The organism is Brevibacterium sp. CT2-23B, assembly GCF_013168765.1.
Lineage (GTDB): Bacteria > Actinomycetota > Actinomycetes > Actinomycetales > Brevibacteriaceae > Brevibacterium > Brevibacterium sediminis.
The window spans coordinates 1-13,911 of the sequence record NZ_JABBYK010000005.1; the positions used below are offsets into that span (position 1 = coordinate 1).

The window sequence follows — 13,911 nt, forward strand, 5'->3', positions numbered from 1 at the left end:
GGGTTGCTGAGCCGCCGTCGGGTAGTCCTGGCACGAAATTCCCTCGCCGAGGCGGCCCTCCGTTGTCCGCGAATCCTAAGCTCGAGTGCGATGGTAGTGCCGCAGCGCTTTGTCCCGTCCCCCGCAGGTCTGCATCGAGCACCACCGGCGGCTGCGGTTGCGCGAGGTGTCGAAGAAGAGCCATCGACACCCAGGACAGGACTTAAGTCGGTCGAGTCGGGTTCCGGTGAGTTCGTCGATCGCCGACTGGGCGAATAGAGCGGTCAGCGCTGCAGCGCTCCATTGCCGGGGCCAGTCCCTGGTGATCGGGATGTCCTCTCCTATAGGCGTCGCCAAACCGAATGCGCGCAGACCGCGGGCATGTGCCTCGGCGATGGTGTCGAGACTTCGCTGAGGAACGGGGGTGCCCGAGGCGAGCGCAGCGAAGACGTCGAAGACGTGCTCGCGGAACGTTCGCAGTTCTGCGAGATCTCGCTCTGTCGGTACGCCTTCGGGGGCGAGTTCGAGCGAGCTCATCCACTCCGCAGCAGGCGCGGGCTCACTGAGCCAGTCGCGGTCACCGCTGGCGCGATCGGGGATCGAGTTGGTCAGCTCCAGGCACAGTGCATTGGCCACGTGTTCGAACTCCATGAGTTGACTTTACCACCTATAAGCTATTGACAGGTAAGAATTTTGAGTTGAGACTTGACTATCTAAACGCCTTTCGATGGATAGACAGGAATGTGAGTGCCATGGTCACCCTCTTCGGTCGCCTGTGGGCGAGCGCCTGCTCATCGAACCTCGGCGACGGGATCACTCTCACCGCCCTCCCGCTCATCGCACTCGCTGCGGGAGCCTCTGCCGGCGAGGTCGCTCTGGTGACAACCGCGGCGACGCTCGCCTGGCCGCTGTGCGGCCTGCACGCAGGCTGGATCGTCGACAGGCTCTCTCCGCAGGTGCTGTTGACCCTGGCAAACGGCACCCGGGGCCTCGCTCTCCTCGGCCTCACGCTCGCGATTGCCATCGATGCCTTCGTGGTACCGGCAGTGATGACCACTGCCCTTGCCTACGGCGTCGCTGAGACCCTCGTCGACACCTCGCTCATCGCCGGAATCCCCCGCACCGTGACCCCAGGTCAGCTGACCGGGGCAAATGCGAAGGTGGAAGCGACGATCAGTGTCGCCAACGAGCTTGCCGGACCACCACTGGCAGGCTTCCTCCTCGGCGCGGCAGGACTTGCCGCGGCGGCGGTGGGCAGCGGGCTCTATGCGCTGGCCGCAGTCGCCGGACTCAGTCTGCTGCTGGCGATGCGGCAGCGCTCGATCCCTGCAGCCTCCAGTGACTCAGACGCCGAAGCCGGCGGTGACGAAGAACCGCCGCCTCCCGGGGTCAGGGACGGCCTGCGTTACCTCTGGGCCGACCGCCTGCAGCGCGAGCTGACAGTTCTCACGGCGGCGATGAGCCTCATCTGGGGCGCCTGGACGGCGACCTTCGTTCTCTACGCCGTCGCACCCGGCCCACTGGGCCTGGACACGGTCGCCTACGGGTGGGTCTTGGCCGCCATGGCGGTCGGCGGAATCCTCGCCGCCAGCCTCGTCGAGCGCTTGCAGACTCGCATTTCGACCACCGCTCTCCTCTTCATCGACACGGTCGGCACGATCGGGCTCGTACTTCCCGCGGGGCTCGGAGCTCCGCTTCCGGTCATCGTTGCCGGAGTCGTCTTCGCCGGAGCAGGGTCGACCGTCTGGCGGGTCATCGTCGCGGTGATTCGCCAGCAGGCGACTCCGCTGCCGCTGCTCGGTCGCGTCTATTCGGCCTCACGGGTCATCAGCTGGGGCGCACTTCCCCTCGGTTCCGCGCTGGCGGCCGTGGCCGTCGAGTTCCTCGATATCAGGACGGTCTTCATCATCGCCTCGGCGGCAGCAAGTGCCATCTGCGTCTGGTTCGCATTCAGACTCCGGAGTCTGCACACCCGCGTCTCGGAACTCGAGGCCAACACAGAAACCGAGATATCTATTCAACCAAACAGTTGACTAAGGCATCTCGGCGGGTCTACGCTTTTAATCAACCGAACGGTTAAATATCAGTTTCGACACCAATGCGCAGGAGGCTCAAGTGGCCGATCAGCTGTCCAAGGTCTTCGCCGCTCTGGCCGACCCGACGAGGCGGGACATGGTGGCCAGACTCAGCGTCGCGGACTCGACGGTGAACGAACTCGCCGAACCCTATGACGTCAGCCTGCAGGCCGTATCGAAACATCTCAAGGTGCTCGAGGACTCCGGACTGGTCTCCCGCACCCGTGACGCCCAGCGCAGACCAGTCCACCTCGAAGACAATGTGTTCGATCTGATGACGAAATGGATCGAAAGATACAAGCAACAGGCAGAGGAACGTTACCAGCGCCTCGACGCGGTCCTCGAAGCGATGAACGCGGACGAGTTAGCGAACGACTCGGACCCGAGCGCCGCCTCGGCGAAGGGGTCCGAGGACACATCACCCCACAGAAAATCACGCAAAGGAGCATGACATGACCGCCACAGACACCGCAGCCGACTATTCGACTCTCAAGCTCGACGTCCCCGAGGGGGTGCAGACTGTCTCGATCACCCGCGATTTCGCCGCCTCACCGGACAAGGTGTTCCGGGCCCATATCGACCCCGAACTGTTCGTCAAGTGGTGCGGACCGGACTCGATCACGAACACGATCCGGGAATGGAATGCGACGACCGGCGGGAACTGGAGCTATGTTTCGAACGACGATCGCGGCGAGTACGCGTTCTTCGGCTCGTTCCACGAGGTGAGGGAGAACGAGCGCATCGTCCAGACCTTCACCTTTGAGGGATTCCCGGACGCGGTCAACCTCGAGATCCTCACGCTCACTGACCTCGGCGACGGGCGGACACGGCTGATGTCGACCTCAATCTTCGACTCGCTCGAATCCCGCGACGGCATGGTCGCCTCGGGTATGGAGCACGGCATCGTCGAGGGCTACAACAAACTCGACCGCCTCCTAGACCACCCCTAATTACTACGTGACGGCGGCTCAGCAACTTGGCGCCAGGTTGCTGAGCCGCCGTCAGGTAGTTCGGGAGGGGGCGGACGACCTGGCAATGTACAGGCACAGCTCGTTGATGCCGATGAGGAAGACACCGGAGCCCAGCAGGGCTGCACCCGGGACCTCGTCCGCGAGGATCAGCAGGATGATTCCCGCAACGACGAGCGGATAGCTCAATGCTGTCAGCAGCAGGGAGCGACGGGCGGGTTCCTGCAAGTTTCTGATCACCGTTCCAGTTGATGGGCTGGGCTGACTGGACCGTCATCACGTCCGACGAACCTTCAACGGGCGTCGTAACGGCGACGGGACCACTCAACAGTAGCGGGTCTCCGAGTCGATGTATCTCCCACAAAAGGATGAAATTCGCTCTCCAAGGCACCTGACGGCGGCTGAGCAACCTGGCGCCAGGTTGCTGAGCCGCCGTCAGGTAGTAGTTAGGGGCGTTCGGACATGGTGGCGAAGTAGGAATCGCGGCTGCGGCGCACGTGTCGGGCCATTGTCTCGGCGGCTTGCTCGACCTGGCCAGCATCGATGGCAGCGATGATCTCGCGATGCTCCGGCCACGCCTGCGGGCCTCGACGCATGAGGTTGAGCGAGTACAGCCACTCGATCTTGCCGGAGATCTGACGCAGCAGGCTGATGAACGACAGGCTCCCGCTGAGCTCGGCGACCGCGAAATGGAATCGCATATTCAGCACCGCGAGGTCTTCAAAGCGCTCATCAGCGATGACGGCGTCGCCGGCCTCGAGGATCTCGTTGATCTCTGCGCGGATCTCCGACCACTTCGCATCATGCTCGCCACCGGCACTGAGCTCGGCGGCCCGGCGGGCGGCGCGCTTCGCGGTCGCCGATTCGAGCACGATGCGGATCTCGAACAGATCCTCGGCATCCTCGGCCGGGGAGGGCGCGACAACCGAACCGCTGAACTTCCGGGACTCGACGAGCCCATCGGCCTCAAGAGTTCGCAGCGCTTCCCGAATCGGAATCCGCGACACTTCGTAGCGTTCGGCCAGGGCGACCTCACGCAGCTTGGTCCCGGGCTCGAGCTTGCCCTTGATGATGTCGGTGCGGATCTGCGCGGCGACATCCAGTGGCGCATCGTGCGAATCAGCCATGGTCATCTCCCCGCCGCATAACCCTGCGCTCCACGCGGATTCGCTCCTGCGCTCAGCCGCCCCGTCGCCGGATCCCGGGTCACGCACGACAGCCGACCGAGCTCCCACTCCCCCGCCCTGGTCACGTCATGACCGCGGTTGATGAGCCCGTTGATGACATCCTCGCCGAGGCGGTCCTCGACGACCGCCCCACCCGGAACCCAGGTGCGCGGCCAGAACGATCCCGCCAACGACGTCGTGTGCAGTGCCGGTGCGTCGATGGCCTCCTGCGCACGGTAGCCGCCGACGAGCATGCGCAGGATCAGCAGCAGCTGCCACTGTTCCTGCTGGTCACCGCCGGGTGAGCCGAGAGCGATGACCGGCTGCCCGTCTCGGGAGATCAAGGTCGGGGTCAATGTCGTGCGCGGACGCTTGCCCGGGCGCAGTGCCGAGGGGGCCGCCTCGTCGAGCCACATCATCTGCAGCCGGGTGCCGAGGCAGAATCCGAGTCCGGGGACGGTCGGCGAGGATTGCAGCCACCCTCCGGACGGGGTCGCCGAGATCATATTGCCCCACCGATCGACGACGTCGAGGTGACAGGTGTCGCCGTTGTTCACGCCGTTCTTCTGTACGGTCGGCTCCCCGATGCCGGCTTTGATCAGCGCTTCTTTGTCATCACCTTCGGGAATGAGGGGGGTGGTGAAGACGGGCGCCGCACCGTCCCGGCCGAGGCCGGGCCGGAATTCCGCCGATGCCTTCTCGGTGATGAGTTCTCGGCGGGAGGCCGCATAGGAGTCGCTGAGCAGCCAGTCGAGGTCGACGTCGGCATCGCCGTAGTAGGTGTCGCGGTCGGCCATGGCCAGCTTCAGCGCTTCGAGGATCGTGTGCGCTCCGATCTCGGTCGACGGGTCGAGGCGGTCATCGTCGAAGCCCTCGAGGATCTTCAGAGTCTGCAGCAGCACCGGACCTTGACCCCAGGCACCGATCTTCGCGACCTGATATCCGCGGAAGTCGATGGTGACGGGATCTTCGAACCCAGCGTCGAATACGGAAATGTCCTTCAGAGTCATGACTCCGGCGTGGTCGCCTCCGGTCGAGTGTCTGTGCGCGGTGGTGATGAAGTCGGCGATCGCCCGCGCGACGAATCCGGACTTCCACTCCTGACGGGCCGCTCGAATCCGCTCCTCCCGTGTCGCAGTGCCGTCACCGGCGGCGATGAGTCTGCGCAGCACATCGGCGTAGGCGTGGTTGAACACCAGCTCGCCGGCATCGGGAACTCGGCCTTCGGGCATCCACTGTGCGACCGAGGTCGGCCAGTGCTCAGTGAAGAGTTCGCTGACCTTCGCGATCGTCCCGGCTGTTCGGGCGAGGATCGGATGCCCGTTGTCGGCGTAGTCGATGGCGAAGTCGAGGACGTCGGCGAGCTCCCACGTCCCGTGGTGTTCGAGCAGGTTGAGCCACGAGTCGACGGCTCCGGGAACGGCGGCGGCGAGAGCCCCGGAGCCGGGAACCATATCGAGGCCCTCGCCGCGGAAATGCTCGATCGTCGCCGCGGCCGGAGCCGGCCCTTGACCCATCATCACCTGTGGCCGGGAAGGCTCGGCGGCGGTGGCGAAGATCCCGGTCATGTCACCTCCGGGTCCGTTGAGGTGGGGCTCGACGACGTGGAGGACGAAGGCTCCGGCGACGGTGGCGTCGAAGGCGTTCCCGCCGCGTTCGAGCACCGCCTGCGATGTTGCAGTGGCCAACCAGTGCGTCGATGCCGCCATCCCGAAATGCCCCTCGAGGGTGGGGCGCGTGGTGAATGCTGGGGGCGGTGTAAAGGTCATGAGCGAAGTCCTTCGGCAGTGGTCAGCTGATCGTGGTTCGGCGTGCAAGCCGTGGTCAGCTGTCGATAACGACGATACCCGGACAATTCCGGTTGCCCCTCGATTGCATGCCAACCGTCACCTGATTACAGTTTTGTATACAAATTGCCCCTCATGGCGACATTCCGGCACTGCCGCCGGCTCCACTCGCCCGGAAAGGACACCATGACTCGTCGCCTCGACCTGGCCATGCTCCTGCTGCTGACCTTTTCCACCGGCATGGTCGACGCCATCGGCTACCTCGGCTTCGACAAGGTCTTCACCGGCAATATGACCGGCAACGTCGTCATCCTCGGCATGGGCCTCGCCGGCGCCGACGGCGTTCCCGTCCTCCGCCCCGCCCTCGCCCTCGTGTTCTTCATGGTCGGTGCGGCACTGTCCGGGCGCATCCTCGGCGACATCGGCGAGAACTGGCACCACCGGACGACCGCGATCTTCTCCGGCGTCGCCGTCGGCTGTGCCGCATTATCCGTCTACGTCGCGGTCGTCCCCGACCCCGAGATCGGGCTTGCCGGCACGATCTTCACCTCGGCGCTGTCCGCGCTCATGGGCGCGCAGGCCGCGGCAGCACGGAAGATGAAGATCGCCGACGTCACCACCGTGGTCGTGACCTCGACGATCGTCGGCCTCGCAGCAGACTCGAGCCTGGCCGGCGGCGACAACGTCCGCTGGATCCGCCGAGCCCTCGCCGTCGTTCTCATCCTCATCGGCGCGCTGGCCGGTGCCGCCACGCTCATGCTCAATCAGTGGATCGGCATCGCCCTCGTCGCCGTCATGATCGCCGCCGCAGCCGTGATCGGCCACCTCGGGGAAAAGAAGAGACGAACCCGCGCCGAGGCGGCCGCCGCCGTTCCATCGAACGCCTGAGTTCCGTATCCGCCCAGTCGGGGCCGTGGTCGCAATCGACCACGGCCCCGATCTCACGGCGGCCCCCATACCCTGGGCGTCAGCGCACGCCGAGCTTCTTCCACACCACGAGGATCGCCGCCACGCTCAGCGCTCCGGCAAGCAGCACCCAGTAAGCCGGGGCTTTCGCATCACCGGTGATGCCGATGAGCCAGGCCGCCACCAGCGGGGTCAGTCCTCCGAAGATGGCAACGCCGACGTTGTAGCCCAGAGACAGCCCGGTCCCTCGCACCTCAGTCGGGAAGATATCGCCCATGACGCTGGCCAGCGGCCCGTAATAGGCGGCTTTCAGGATCGAGAAGATGACGACCACGACGATGAGCACCGTCAGCGCATTGGCCGCGACTACCCAGGTGAAGAGAACCCAGGTGAGCACCATGACCGCGAGTGCCGCTGGAATCATGAAGGTCAACCGTCCGACCTTGTCGCAGAAGTAGCCGGCGACCGGTGTGCAGAGGAACAGCACGAGTCCGGACACAAGCGTTGCCCAGAATCCTGCGGAGCTGTTCATACCGAGATTGTCGACAGCGTAAGTCGGCACATACGTGATGAAGTAGTTGAGGCAGGTCGAGACAGCGATCGCACCGATCGCCAACAGCACCGCGAGTTTATGATGTCGCAGCACCCCTCCGATTGCTGCTGCTTCCTTGGGCTTCTCAGCTTGGGTAGCGGCAAACTCGGGAGATTCGGGGACATGCCGACGTATGTAGAGTCCGACCGGGCCGACGAGGAGTCCGACGATGAATGGCAGGCGGAAGCCCCAGGTCTCGAGTTGTTCCTGCGTCAGCGTCGTCGTTACGGCCACACCGATGACGGAGGCGAGAATTGTGGACATCGCCTGCGAGGTGAACTGCCAGCTTGCAGCGAACCCTCGGCGATCGGGCAGGTGTTCGACCATGAGCGAGGTTGCCGAACCGAATTCGCCTCCGGCGGCAAACCCCTGAATGAGTCGGGCAAGCAGTATGAGCAGCGGTGCAGCCAGTCCGATGACATGAGCCGGTGGCATGAGCACGATCATCAGTGTGCCTGCGAACATCAGCCAGATCGTCAGCGTCAGTGCCGGTTTGCGTCCCTTCCGGTCAGCAAAGCTGCCGAGCACGATTGCTCCGACCGGGCGGATGAAGAAGGACAGAGCGAAAGTGCCCAAGGCCAGCATCACTGAGACCGCATGACTCTCGGAGGGGAAGAACGCCACGGAGATGTAGACGGAGAAGTACGCATAGACCGAGATGTCGTACCACTCGAGGGCGTTGCCGATCGAGGCCGCGGTGATGACCTTCCACGATTTCACCGGTTTGTTCTGAGCGGTATTCTGCGCTGACAGCTGTTCTGTCATGACTGGGCTCCTTTGCCTGCAGTGTGGTGGTGGGTCGGCTTGGTTGTCGGCGACATGGGGTCTCCGACAGCTGGCGGGATCATTTCGAGGAGAACCAGTCGCCCGGACGCATGCGCATGTCCCAGAACATTCCCGTCATGATCTCCGCACCCTGTTCGAGGATCGATACCAGCGCATGCTCATTCGGTGCGTGCTGGTTGCATCCCGGGTAGGAATGCGGCACCCAGACGGTCGGCAGTCCGAGCACTTCGGCGAAGACATCATTCGGAATGGTTCCCCCGAGGTTCGGCTCGACGGCGACGTCGAGTCCGGTCGTTTCGCGGATCGAGTCCACCGCTGCCGTGACGACTCGTGCTTCCGGGTCCAGACGTGTGGCCGGCATGCAGTGTTCGAGCTCGACCGCGACCCCATGGATCCCTTGTTCTTCGAGGAAGGTCCGGACCCGGTTCTCGAAATCGCTGACATCCGTGCCCACGACGTATCGCAGCTGCATGCTCGCCGAGGCGGTGCCGGGGATCGCGTTGACGACCTGGGTCGGGTCGCCCGCATCGAGGGCGAGGACCTCGAGCACATTGAACGCGAAGACCCGTTCAGCGGGGCTCAGGCCGGGCTCGCCCCAGTCCGGATCGGTCTCCGGAGCACCTTCCTCGACGATGTCAGGCAGCTTCGCCACTGCATCGAGCACCGAGGCGGGAGGATCGTCAGGGCGCAGTGCAGGGATCCGAATGACGCCGTTGGCATCCACCAGAGCGTTGATCGCGGCGGCGATGACCGTGGCCGGGTTCCGCAGCCGACCGCCCCAGTTGCCCGAGTGGTGGTCGCCGTCGCGCTCGTGGGCGATGAGCCGGAAATTCAGTGCCCCACGGGAGCCGAGGAACAGCGTGGGGACCTCGGCGGCGATCCGTGGACCGTCGGAGGCGAGGAAGAGCTCGGCCGAGAGGTCATCGGCATGTGCGGCCGCAAACGAGCGCAAGCCCTTGGACCCCGCCTCTTCAGCGGTCTCGATGAGGATCGTGATGTTGTAGCCGAGACTGGCTTCGCCGGTTCCGTGCTCTGCACGGAGGCCGTCGAGCACGGTCTTCAATGCCGCCGTGTTCACGCTGTGCTGGCCTTTGTTGTCGGCAGTGCCGCGGCCATACAGGCGGTCACCGTCACGAGTGAGCACCCAGGGGTCGAGGCCCTCGGCCCACTGCGAATCGTGGGCGAACTGCACATCGGCATGGCCGTAGAGCAGCACCGTGGGCAGCTTCGGGTCCTCGACGCGCTTGGTGATGAGAAGCGGGTGTTCGTCCGATTCCGGATTGTCGTGGATGGTCGAAACGAAATCGAGTTCGTCGAGTTCTGGAACCAGCTCTTCGCTGAGGTAGGCCAGCGCTGCCGGCCCGCCTCCGGGTGCTTGGCTTTCGGTGCGCCGGGCGACTCTGCGGGAGAGTCGATCGATGAAGTCTGCGCCGCGGACGAATTCGCCTGCACGCCGGGCAAGGTCAGTTCGGGTTTCGGGGGAATCTTCCGCACCCTCGCGGACAGTGTTCTCTGCGTTCATGACTGTCAGCATCGCCCAGCAGACGACTCGACAACACCCGGATCCGTCCACACCCAGGTGCGTTTCCCGCACCGAGGTGGTGCGTTTGCTGCACCACCGACGTACTCTGGAGTCGCACCCGGCCGAAGGACGACCACGATGACCGATCTCCGCAGTCTCAAGACCCTGCTAGCCGTCGTCGAATACGGGTCGATCCATCTCGCCGCGAGGTCGATCTTCATCTCGCACTCGACAGCGAGCCGTCAGATCAGGAGCCTGGAAGAGCATTACGGCACACAGCTCTTCGAACGGACGAGTGCCGGAGTCAATCCCACAGCACAGTGCCTGGCCGTCGCGGATTTTGCCCGCCGAACCATCGCCGAGTCGGAACTGCTCGCCGACTCGTTCGGGGAGTACTCGGGCGCGGTCGAAACAGTCTCGATCGTGACGAGCACCGGGTTGGGGCAGACCGTGGTGGCCGATGCCATCAACCGACTGATGCGGATGACTGACAGAGTTCAGGTCAGCATCATCGACCGCGGTTCGGTCGAAGCTCTGCAGGTGCTGCGGAACCGTCGGGCCGACCTGTGCGTGAATTTCTCGGTCTCCAGCCACGAATTCGGAACCTTACCGGGGGTCCGCAAAGTCGCCGAAGTGGAAGCGACGAACTTTGCGATTCTCGACGGACACCATCCGCTGGCTGACCGGTCCAGTCTTTTCATCAGCGATATGACGGACTTTCCTGTCGGAACACTTCCCGCCGGGAACACTGCTCGGATGCGCATCGAGCAGGCAGTCCGGGCCCAGGGGCAGGTCTTCTCCCCGTCACTTGAGGCCACATGTCCGGTTCTCATGCTGCGCTCTCTCGTGGGAACGTCGATGATCGCGATGATGGCCGGGCGAACCATTCCGACGAATCTCAATGCAGTTGGCTGCAAAGCGATTCCGATCGTCGATCCGGATATCGAATCGCGCTACATTCAGGTCCTCGAAGCCGATCCGCGCCGCGAATCCCACGGTCTCGATCTCGTAGTGGAGGCTCTGCAGAACAGTTTGTGAGATGTTCCGGGTTCTTCACATTCTTCTTCTCTTAGAACCGTTCATCCCCTCACTCGGAGGGGAATTCCGGAAGCAGGCGTGGGCCCGAACCGCTCGAGCCGAGCGCGTCATCGGGGTTGAGCACTCGGCAGCTGCGCAGTGAGACGCAGCCGCAGCCGATGCATTCGACGAGTTCGCTCTCCATCCGCTCGATCTCCTTGCGACGGGCTTCCAACTTGCCCCTCCAGCGCTCGCTGATCCGTCGCCAATCGGACTTCCCGGGCATCCGATCGGCAGGGAGATCCTCGAACACCTCGGCCACCTCGGCGAGGAGAATGCCCATCCTCTTCGCCACTTGGATCACCGAAACCCGGCGGAGAACATGACGGGCGTATCGGCGCTGGCCTCCGGCAGTACGGACCGAGGCGATCAGGCCCTGCCGTTCGTAGAAATGCAACGCAGAGACGGCGACTCCGGTTCGTGCAGCCACATCGCCCACGGACAGGATATCGGTCGGCGACGGCTTCTTGTCGCTCATGGACATTCTTTTTCCTCGCTCAGCAGAGACCTATTGACCTCAACTTAAGTTGAGGTTCTAGCGTAATCGATATGAGAGACGAACACGAGAGTGCGATTCCCGAACACCCCTCCGAAGGCGCAACCGCGGATGCCGCCGCAGCGCAGTCGACGGGCGGCTGGCGGGAACTCTTCAGCGCCGAGCATGCAAGCGCCTCCCTCGTCCTCGCCGGCGGCATCGCAGTGTTCGCGATGAACACCTTCGTCACGGCAGCCCTTCTGCCGTCGACGATCGCCGACATCGGCGGGCAGCAGTACTTCGCATGGGTGACCACGGCATTCCTCGTCGCCTCTGTGCTCGCCTCAATGCTCGTCGCCAGAGTGCTCGGTTCGATGGGCGCTGCGTGGTCGTACCTGCTCGCGTTCGGCCTCTTCGCTGTCGGCTCGCTCGGCGCCGCGCTCGCTCCTACCATGGAGCTGCTGGTGATCGCGCGGGTCGTTCAGGGACTCGGCGGAGGTCTGCTCGCCGGGCTCAGCTACTCGGTGATCCGCGATGCCCTGCCGAAGCGCCTTTGGACTCGCGCGACAGGACTGGTCTCGGCGATGTGGGGGCTCGGCACACTTATCGGCCCAGCCGTCAGCGGAGCATTCGCCCAGGTCGGGTACTGGCGCGGGGCCTTCGGTCTGCTGACGCTGATATCGGTTGTGCTCGGCCTTATGGCGCTGCGCAGCCTTCCCCGCGAGGCTTCCGGTCAATGGGACTTCGGCCGCCTTCCGATCCCCTCGCTGTCGCTGCTCGTCCTTGCCTCCGCTGCCTTCAGCATTGCCGCGGTGGTTCACACGGGCTGGCCCACGACGATCGCTCTTGTTGCAGGAGCGGCACTCATCATCACCTTCATCGCCGTCGATCGGACTTCCGCTTCTCCAGTCCTCCCACACATCACCTACCAGCGCGGCAATCCGCTCAAGTGGATCTATCTCGTCATCGGGATCCTCAGCTCCGCGGCGATGGTGGAGATCTTTCTGCCGAAGTTCGGTCAAGATCTCGTCGGCATGCCGCCACTGTTGGCGGCTGTGTTCGGCGTTAGCATCTCGGTCGGCTGGAGCTTCGTCCAGCTGTTCAGCGCGAGTATCGATGATACTCGCACCGGCCGGAGGCTCATGACCCTCGGCCCCATCCTTGTGACCGCGGGGCTGGTCATCTACGCCGCGACTCAATTCGTCGACGCGGAGTGGATCGCTTGGGTCTGGGCCGTAAGTCTGGTGCTCGCCGGCTCCGGAATCGGCCTCGCCTTTCCGCACCTCAACGTCGCGGCGATGAGCAGCAGCGATGACCCCGTCGAAGGATCCAAGGCGGCCGCCGGGCTCGGCACCGCCGAGCTCATCAGCAACACGATCGCCTCAGCACTTGTCGGAGTGTTCGTCGCCGTCGGCGGTCCGGGCGCGACCGGTGCGATGACGATGGGTGCCGGCATCGCCGTCCTCGGCGGCATCGGCATCATCGGTACCGTGATGATCATGCGCGGCACCGAGGCGGCCGCCGCCGTTCCGTCAGATGTCTGAGCTCATGTTCCACCACTTGGATCTTCGGCGACACCGGCCCTGGCGCCTGACCATAATCGAGACATGAGCAACGGAGCCGAGACGACAGCACTGCAACAGCCGACCTTCCCGCTGAAGGCACCCGGAACAGCGGTGGTCCACGCGGGTCCACGGCAGAACCCCCGCATCGTCTCCGTCCGGTCCCGCTGCACCGAGCATGTCCTCGAACTGCAGGAGGGCGCGGACCTGTTCGCCTCACTCGAAACATCCCTGACCGACTTCGCCGTTCCCGGCATCATGGCCGAGTTCGTCTCCGGACAGTTCGGCCATATCGACTATGTCCATCCGGCCTACGGCCCCGATGCCGAGCACCCGATGTCCTTCACCGAGGCATTCGCCGTCGACAGCCCCACGAAGCTTCGCCACGCATCTGCGACGATCGGCTTCCGTGAGGGCACACCGTTCTGCCACGTCCACGCCTCATGGACCGGTGCGGACGGCCAAACCAAAGGCGGACACCTGTTGTCGGGCACTCTGGCGGGGCCGGCAGGACTGACGATCCGACTCTTCACCCTTCACGATGCGAAGCTGATCAGTGAGGTCGACCCCGAGACCGGGTTCTCAGCTTTCGCCCCGACGCCCACCGACCGGGCAGTGAGGAAGTCAGAACCGCCCGAGTCTTCGGGCTCCCCCGAAGCCGTCGTCACCCGCGTACGTCCCGGTGAGATCCTCGACGAGGCAGTCCTCGCCGTCTGCCGCACCGCTGGCTTCGACTCCGCCGAGGTGGTCGCGAGTCTCGGCAGTACGACCGGAGCCGTGTTCACCGATGGCACCGCCCCGTGGCCGGCCGTCGAGTTCACCCATCTGAGCGGCGCCGTGATCGGAGCGCGAAACTCAACTCCACGGATCACCCTCTCCGGCGAAGTCGTCGACGTCGCCGGAGACGTCAGCTCCGGCACCCTCAAGCCTCAAGCCAACCCCGTGGCCGTGACCTTCGAACTCTTCGTCCGCCGCACAGCCTGACCGGACACGTCGCCCAGCCAGACAGGTCCGCA

The 13,911-nt window shown here is 64.3% G+C and carries 14 protein-coding genes; 7 read left to right on the forward strand and 7 right to left on the reverse strand.

Features of this window, described 5'->3' with window-relative positions; all coding sequences use genetic code 11:
* Positions 1–75: 75 nt before the first annotated feature.
* Entirely contained in the window at positions 76–630 is a 555-nt protein-coding gene (locus HIM68_RS12985; protein ID WP_172172840.1) for an ABATE domain-containing protein, read from the reverse strand.
* A 101-nt stretch (positions 631–731) separates the two neighbouring features.
* Between HIM68_RS12985 and HIM68_RS12990 the strand changes: the two genes are divergently transcribed.
* The 3 genes from HIM68_RS12990 (at position 732) to HIM68_RS13000 (ending at position 3,004) form a co-directional block, all read left to right on the forward strand.
* The gene (locus tag HIM68_RS12990) at positions 732–2,012 is read left to right on the forward strand and encodes an MFS transporter (RefSeq protein WP_172172842.1); all 1,281 of its coding nucleotides are present in this window, start codon (positions 732–734) and stop codon (positions 2,010–2,012) included.
* An 82-nt stretch (positions 2,013–2,094) separates the two neighbouring features.
* Positions 2,095–2,505 (forward strand): metalloregulator ArsR/SmtB family transcription factor, encoded by a 411-nt coding sequence (locus HIM68_RS12995; RefSeq protein WP_172172844.1) that lies wholly within the window; start codon positions 2,095–2,097, stop codon positions 2,503–2,505.
* A gap of 1 nt (position 2,506) precedes the next feature.
* Positions 2,507–3,004, forward strand: coding sequence for an SRPBCC family protein (locus HIM68_RS13000; RefSeq protein ID WP_172172846.1), 498 nt, complete (start codon positions 2,507–2,509; stop codon positions 3,002–3,004).
* A 51-nt stretch (positions 3,005–3,055) separates the two neighbouring features.
* Here HIM68_RS13000 and HIM68_RS13005 read toward each other — a convergent pair whose 3' ends face one another.
* The 3 genes from HIM68_RS13005 to HIM68_RS13015 form a co-directional block, all read right to left on the reverse strand.
* On the reverse strand, positions 3,056–3,262 hold the full coding sequence (locus HIM68_RS13005; RefSeq protein ID WP_172172848.1) for a hypothetical protein: 207 nt from the start codon (positions 3,260–3,262) through the stop codon (positions 3,056–3,058).
* A gap of 206 nt (positions 3,263–3,468) precedes the next feature.
* On the reverse strand, positions 3,469–4,149 hold the full coding sequence (locus tag HIM68_RS13010) for a GntR family transcriptional regulator (RefSeq protein WP_172172849.1): 681 nt from the start codon (positions 4,147–4,149) through the stop codon (positions 3,469–3,471).
* A gap of 2 nt (positions 4,150–4,151) precedes the next feature.
* The gene (locus tag HIM68_RS13015; protein WP_172172851.1) at positions 4,152–5,957 is read right to left on the reverse strand and encodes a gamma-glutamyltransferase family protein; all 1,806 of its coding nucleotides are present in this window, start codon (positions 5,955–5,957) and stop codon (positions 4,152–4,154) included.
* A gap of 204 nt (positions 5,958–6,161) precedes the next feature.
* Here HIM68_RS13015 and HIM68_RS13020 point away from each other — a divergent pair, with 204 nt between their 5' ends.
* A complete protein-coding gene (locus HIM68_RS13020) occupies positions 6,162–6,863 on the forward strand; it encodes a YoaK family protein (RefSeq protein WP_172172853.1) in 702 nt (233 codons plus the stop codon).
* 79 nt (positions 6,864–6,942) lie between these two features.
* On the opposite strand, the gene HIM68_RS13025 is transcribed toward HIM68_RS13020, so the two are convergent.
* Together HIM68_RS13025 and HIM68_RS13030 are read right to left on the reverse strand one after the other, a co-directional pair.
* Positions 6,943–8,238, reverse strand: a complete 1,296-nt coding sequence (locus HIM68_RS13025; RefSeq protein WP_172172855.1) for an MFS transporter — start codon at positions 8,236–8,238, stop codon at positions 6,943–6,945.
* Between the two features lie 79 nt (positions 8,239–8,317).
* A complete protein-coding gene (locus HIM68_RS13030) occupies positions 8,318–9,781 on the reverse strand; it encodes a M20/M25/M40 family metallo-hydrolase (RefSeq protein WP_172172857.1) in 1,464 nt (487 codons plus the stop codon).
* Between the two features lie 138 nt (positions 9,782–9,919).
* Between HIM68_RS13030 and HIM68_RS13035 the strand changes: the two genes are divergently transcribed.
* Positions 9,920–10,819, forward strand: coding sequence for a LysR family transcriptional regulator (locus tag HIM68_RS13035; RefSeq protein ID WP_139906565.1), 900 nt, complete (start codon positions 9,920–9,922; stop codon positions 10,817–10,819).
* Positions 10,820–10,868: 49 nt separating this feature from the next.
* Here HIM68_RS13035 and soxR read toward each other — a convergent pair whose 3' ends face one another.
* Positions 10,869–11,336 carry a redox-sensitive transcriptional activator SoxR gene (gene soxR, locus HIM68_RS13040; protein ID WP_172172858.1) on the reverse strand — a complete coding sequence of 156 codons (468 nt, stop codon included), beginning with the start codon at positions 11,334–11,336 and terminating at the stop codon, positions 10,869–10,871.
* Between the two features lie 71 nt (positions 11,337–11,407).
* Here soxR and HIM68_RS13045 point away from each other — a divergent pair, with 71 nt between their 5' ends.
* Together HIM68_RS13045 and HIM68_RS13050 are read left to right on the forward strand one after the other, a co-directional pair.
* Positions 11,408–12,877, forward strand: coding sequence for an MFS transporter (locus HIM68_RS13045; protein WP_172172860.1), 1,470 nt, complete (start codon positions 11,408–11,410; stop codon positions 12,875–12,877).
* Positions 12,878–12,940: 63 nt separating this feature from the next.
* Positions 12,941–13,879, forward strand: coding sequence for a DUF296 domain-containing protein (locus HIM68_RS13050; RefSeq protein WP_172172862.1), 939 nt, complete (start codon positions 12,941–12,943; stop codon positions 13,877–13,879).
* Positions 13,880–13,911 lie beyond the last annotated feature (32 nt).

Bases quoted from the DNA above. Each gene is read 5' to 3' on its own strand.
- HIM68_RS12985 (WP_172172840.1), bottom strand. From the start codon at position 630: ATGGAGTTCGAACACGTGGCCAATGCACTGTGCCTGGAGCTGACCAAC.
- HIM68_RS12990 (WP_172172842.1), top strand. From the start codon at position 732: ATGGTCACCCTCTTCGGTCGCCTGTGGGCGAGCGCCTGCTCATCGAAC.
- HIM68_RS13000 (WP_172172846.1), top strand. From the start codon at position 2,507: ATGACCGCCACAGACACCGCAGCCGACTATTCGACTCTCAAGCTCGAC.
- HIM68_RS13010 (WP_172172849.1), bottom strand. From the start codon at position 4,149: ATGGCTGATTCGCACGATGCGCCACTGGATGTCGCCGCGCAGATCCGC.
- HIM68_RS13015 (WP_172172851.1), bottom strand. From the start codon at position 5,957: ATGACCTTTACACCGCCCCCAGCATTCACCACGCGCCCCACCCTCGAG.
- HIM68_RS13020 (WP_172172853.1), top strand. From the start codon at position 6,162: ATGACTCGTCGCCTCGACCTGGCCATGCTCCTGCTGCTGACCTTTTCC.
- HIM68_RS13025 (WP_172172855.1), bottom strand. From the start codon at position 8,238: ATGACAGAACAGCTGTCAGCGCAGAATACCGCTCAGAACAAACCGGTG.
- HIM68_RS13030 (WP_172172857.1), bottom strand. From the start codon at position 9,781: ATGAACGCAGAGAACACTGTCCGCGAGGGTGCGGAAGATTCCCCCGAA.
- HIM68_RS13035 (WP_139906565.1), top strand. From the start codon at position 9,920: ATGACCGATCTCCGCAGTCTCAAGACCCTGCTAGCCGTCGTCGAATAC.
- soxR (WP_172172858.1), bottom strand. From the start codon at position 11,336: ATGAGCGACAAGAAGCCGTCGCCGACCGATATCCTGTCCGTGGGCGAT.
- HIM68_RS13045 (WP_172172860.1), top strand. From the start codon at position 11,408: ATGAGAGACGAACACGAGAGTGCGATTCCCGAACACCCCTCCGAAGGC.
- HIM68_RS13050 (WP_172172862.1), top strand. From the start codon at position 12,941: ATGAGCAACGGAGCCGAGACGACAGCACTGCAACAGCCGACCTTCCCG.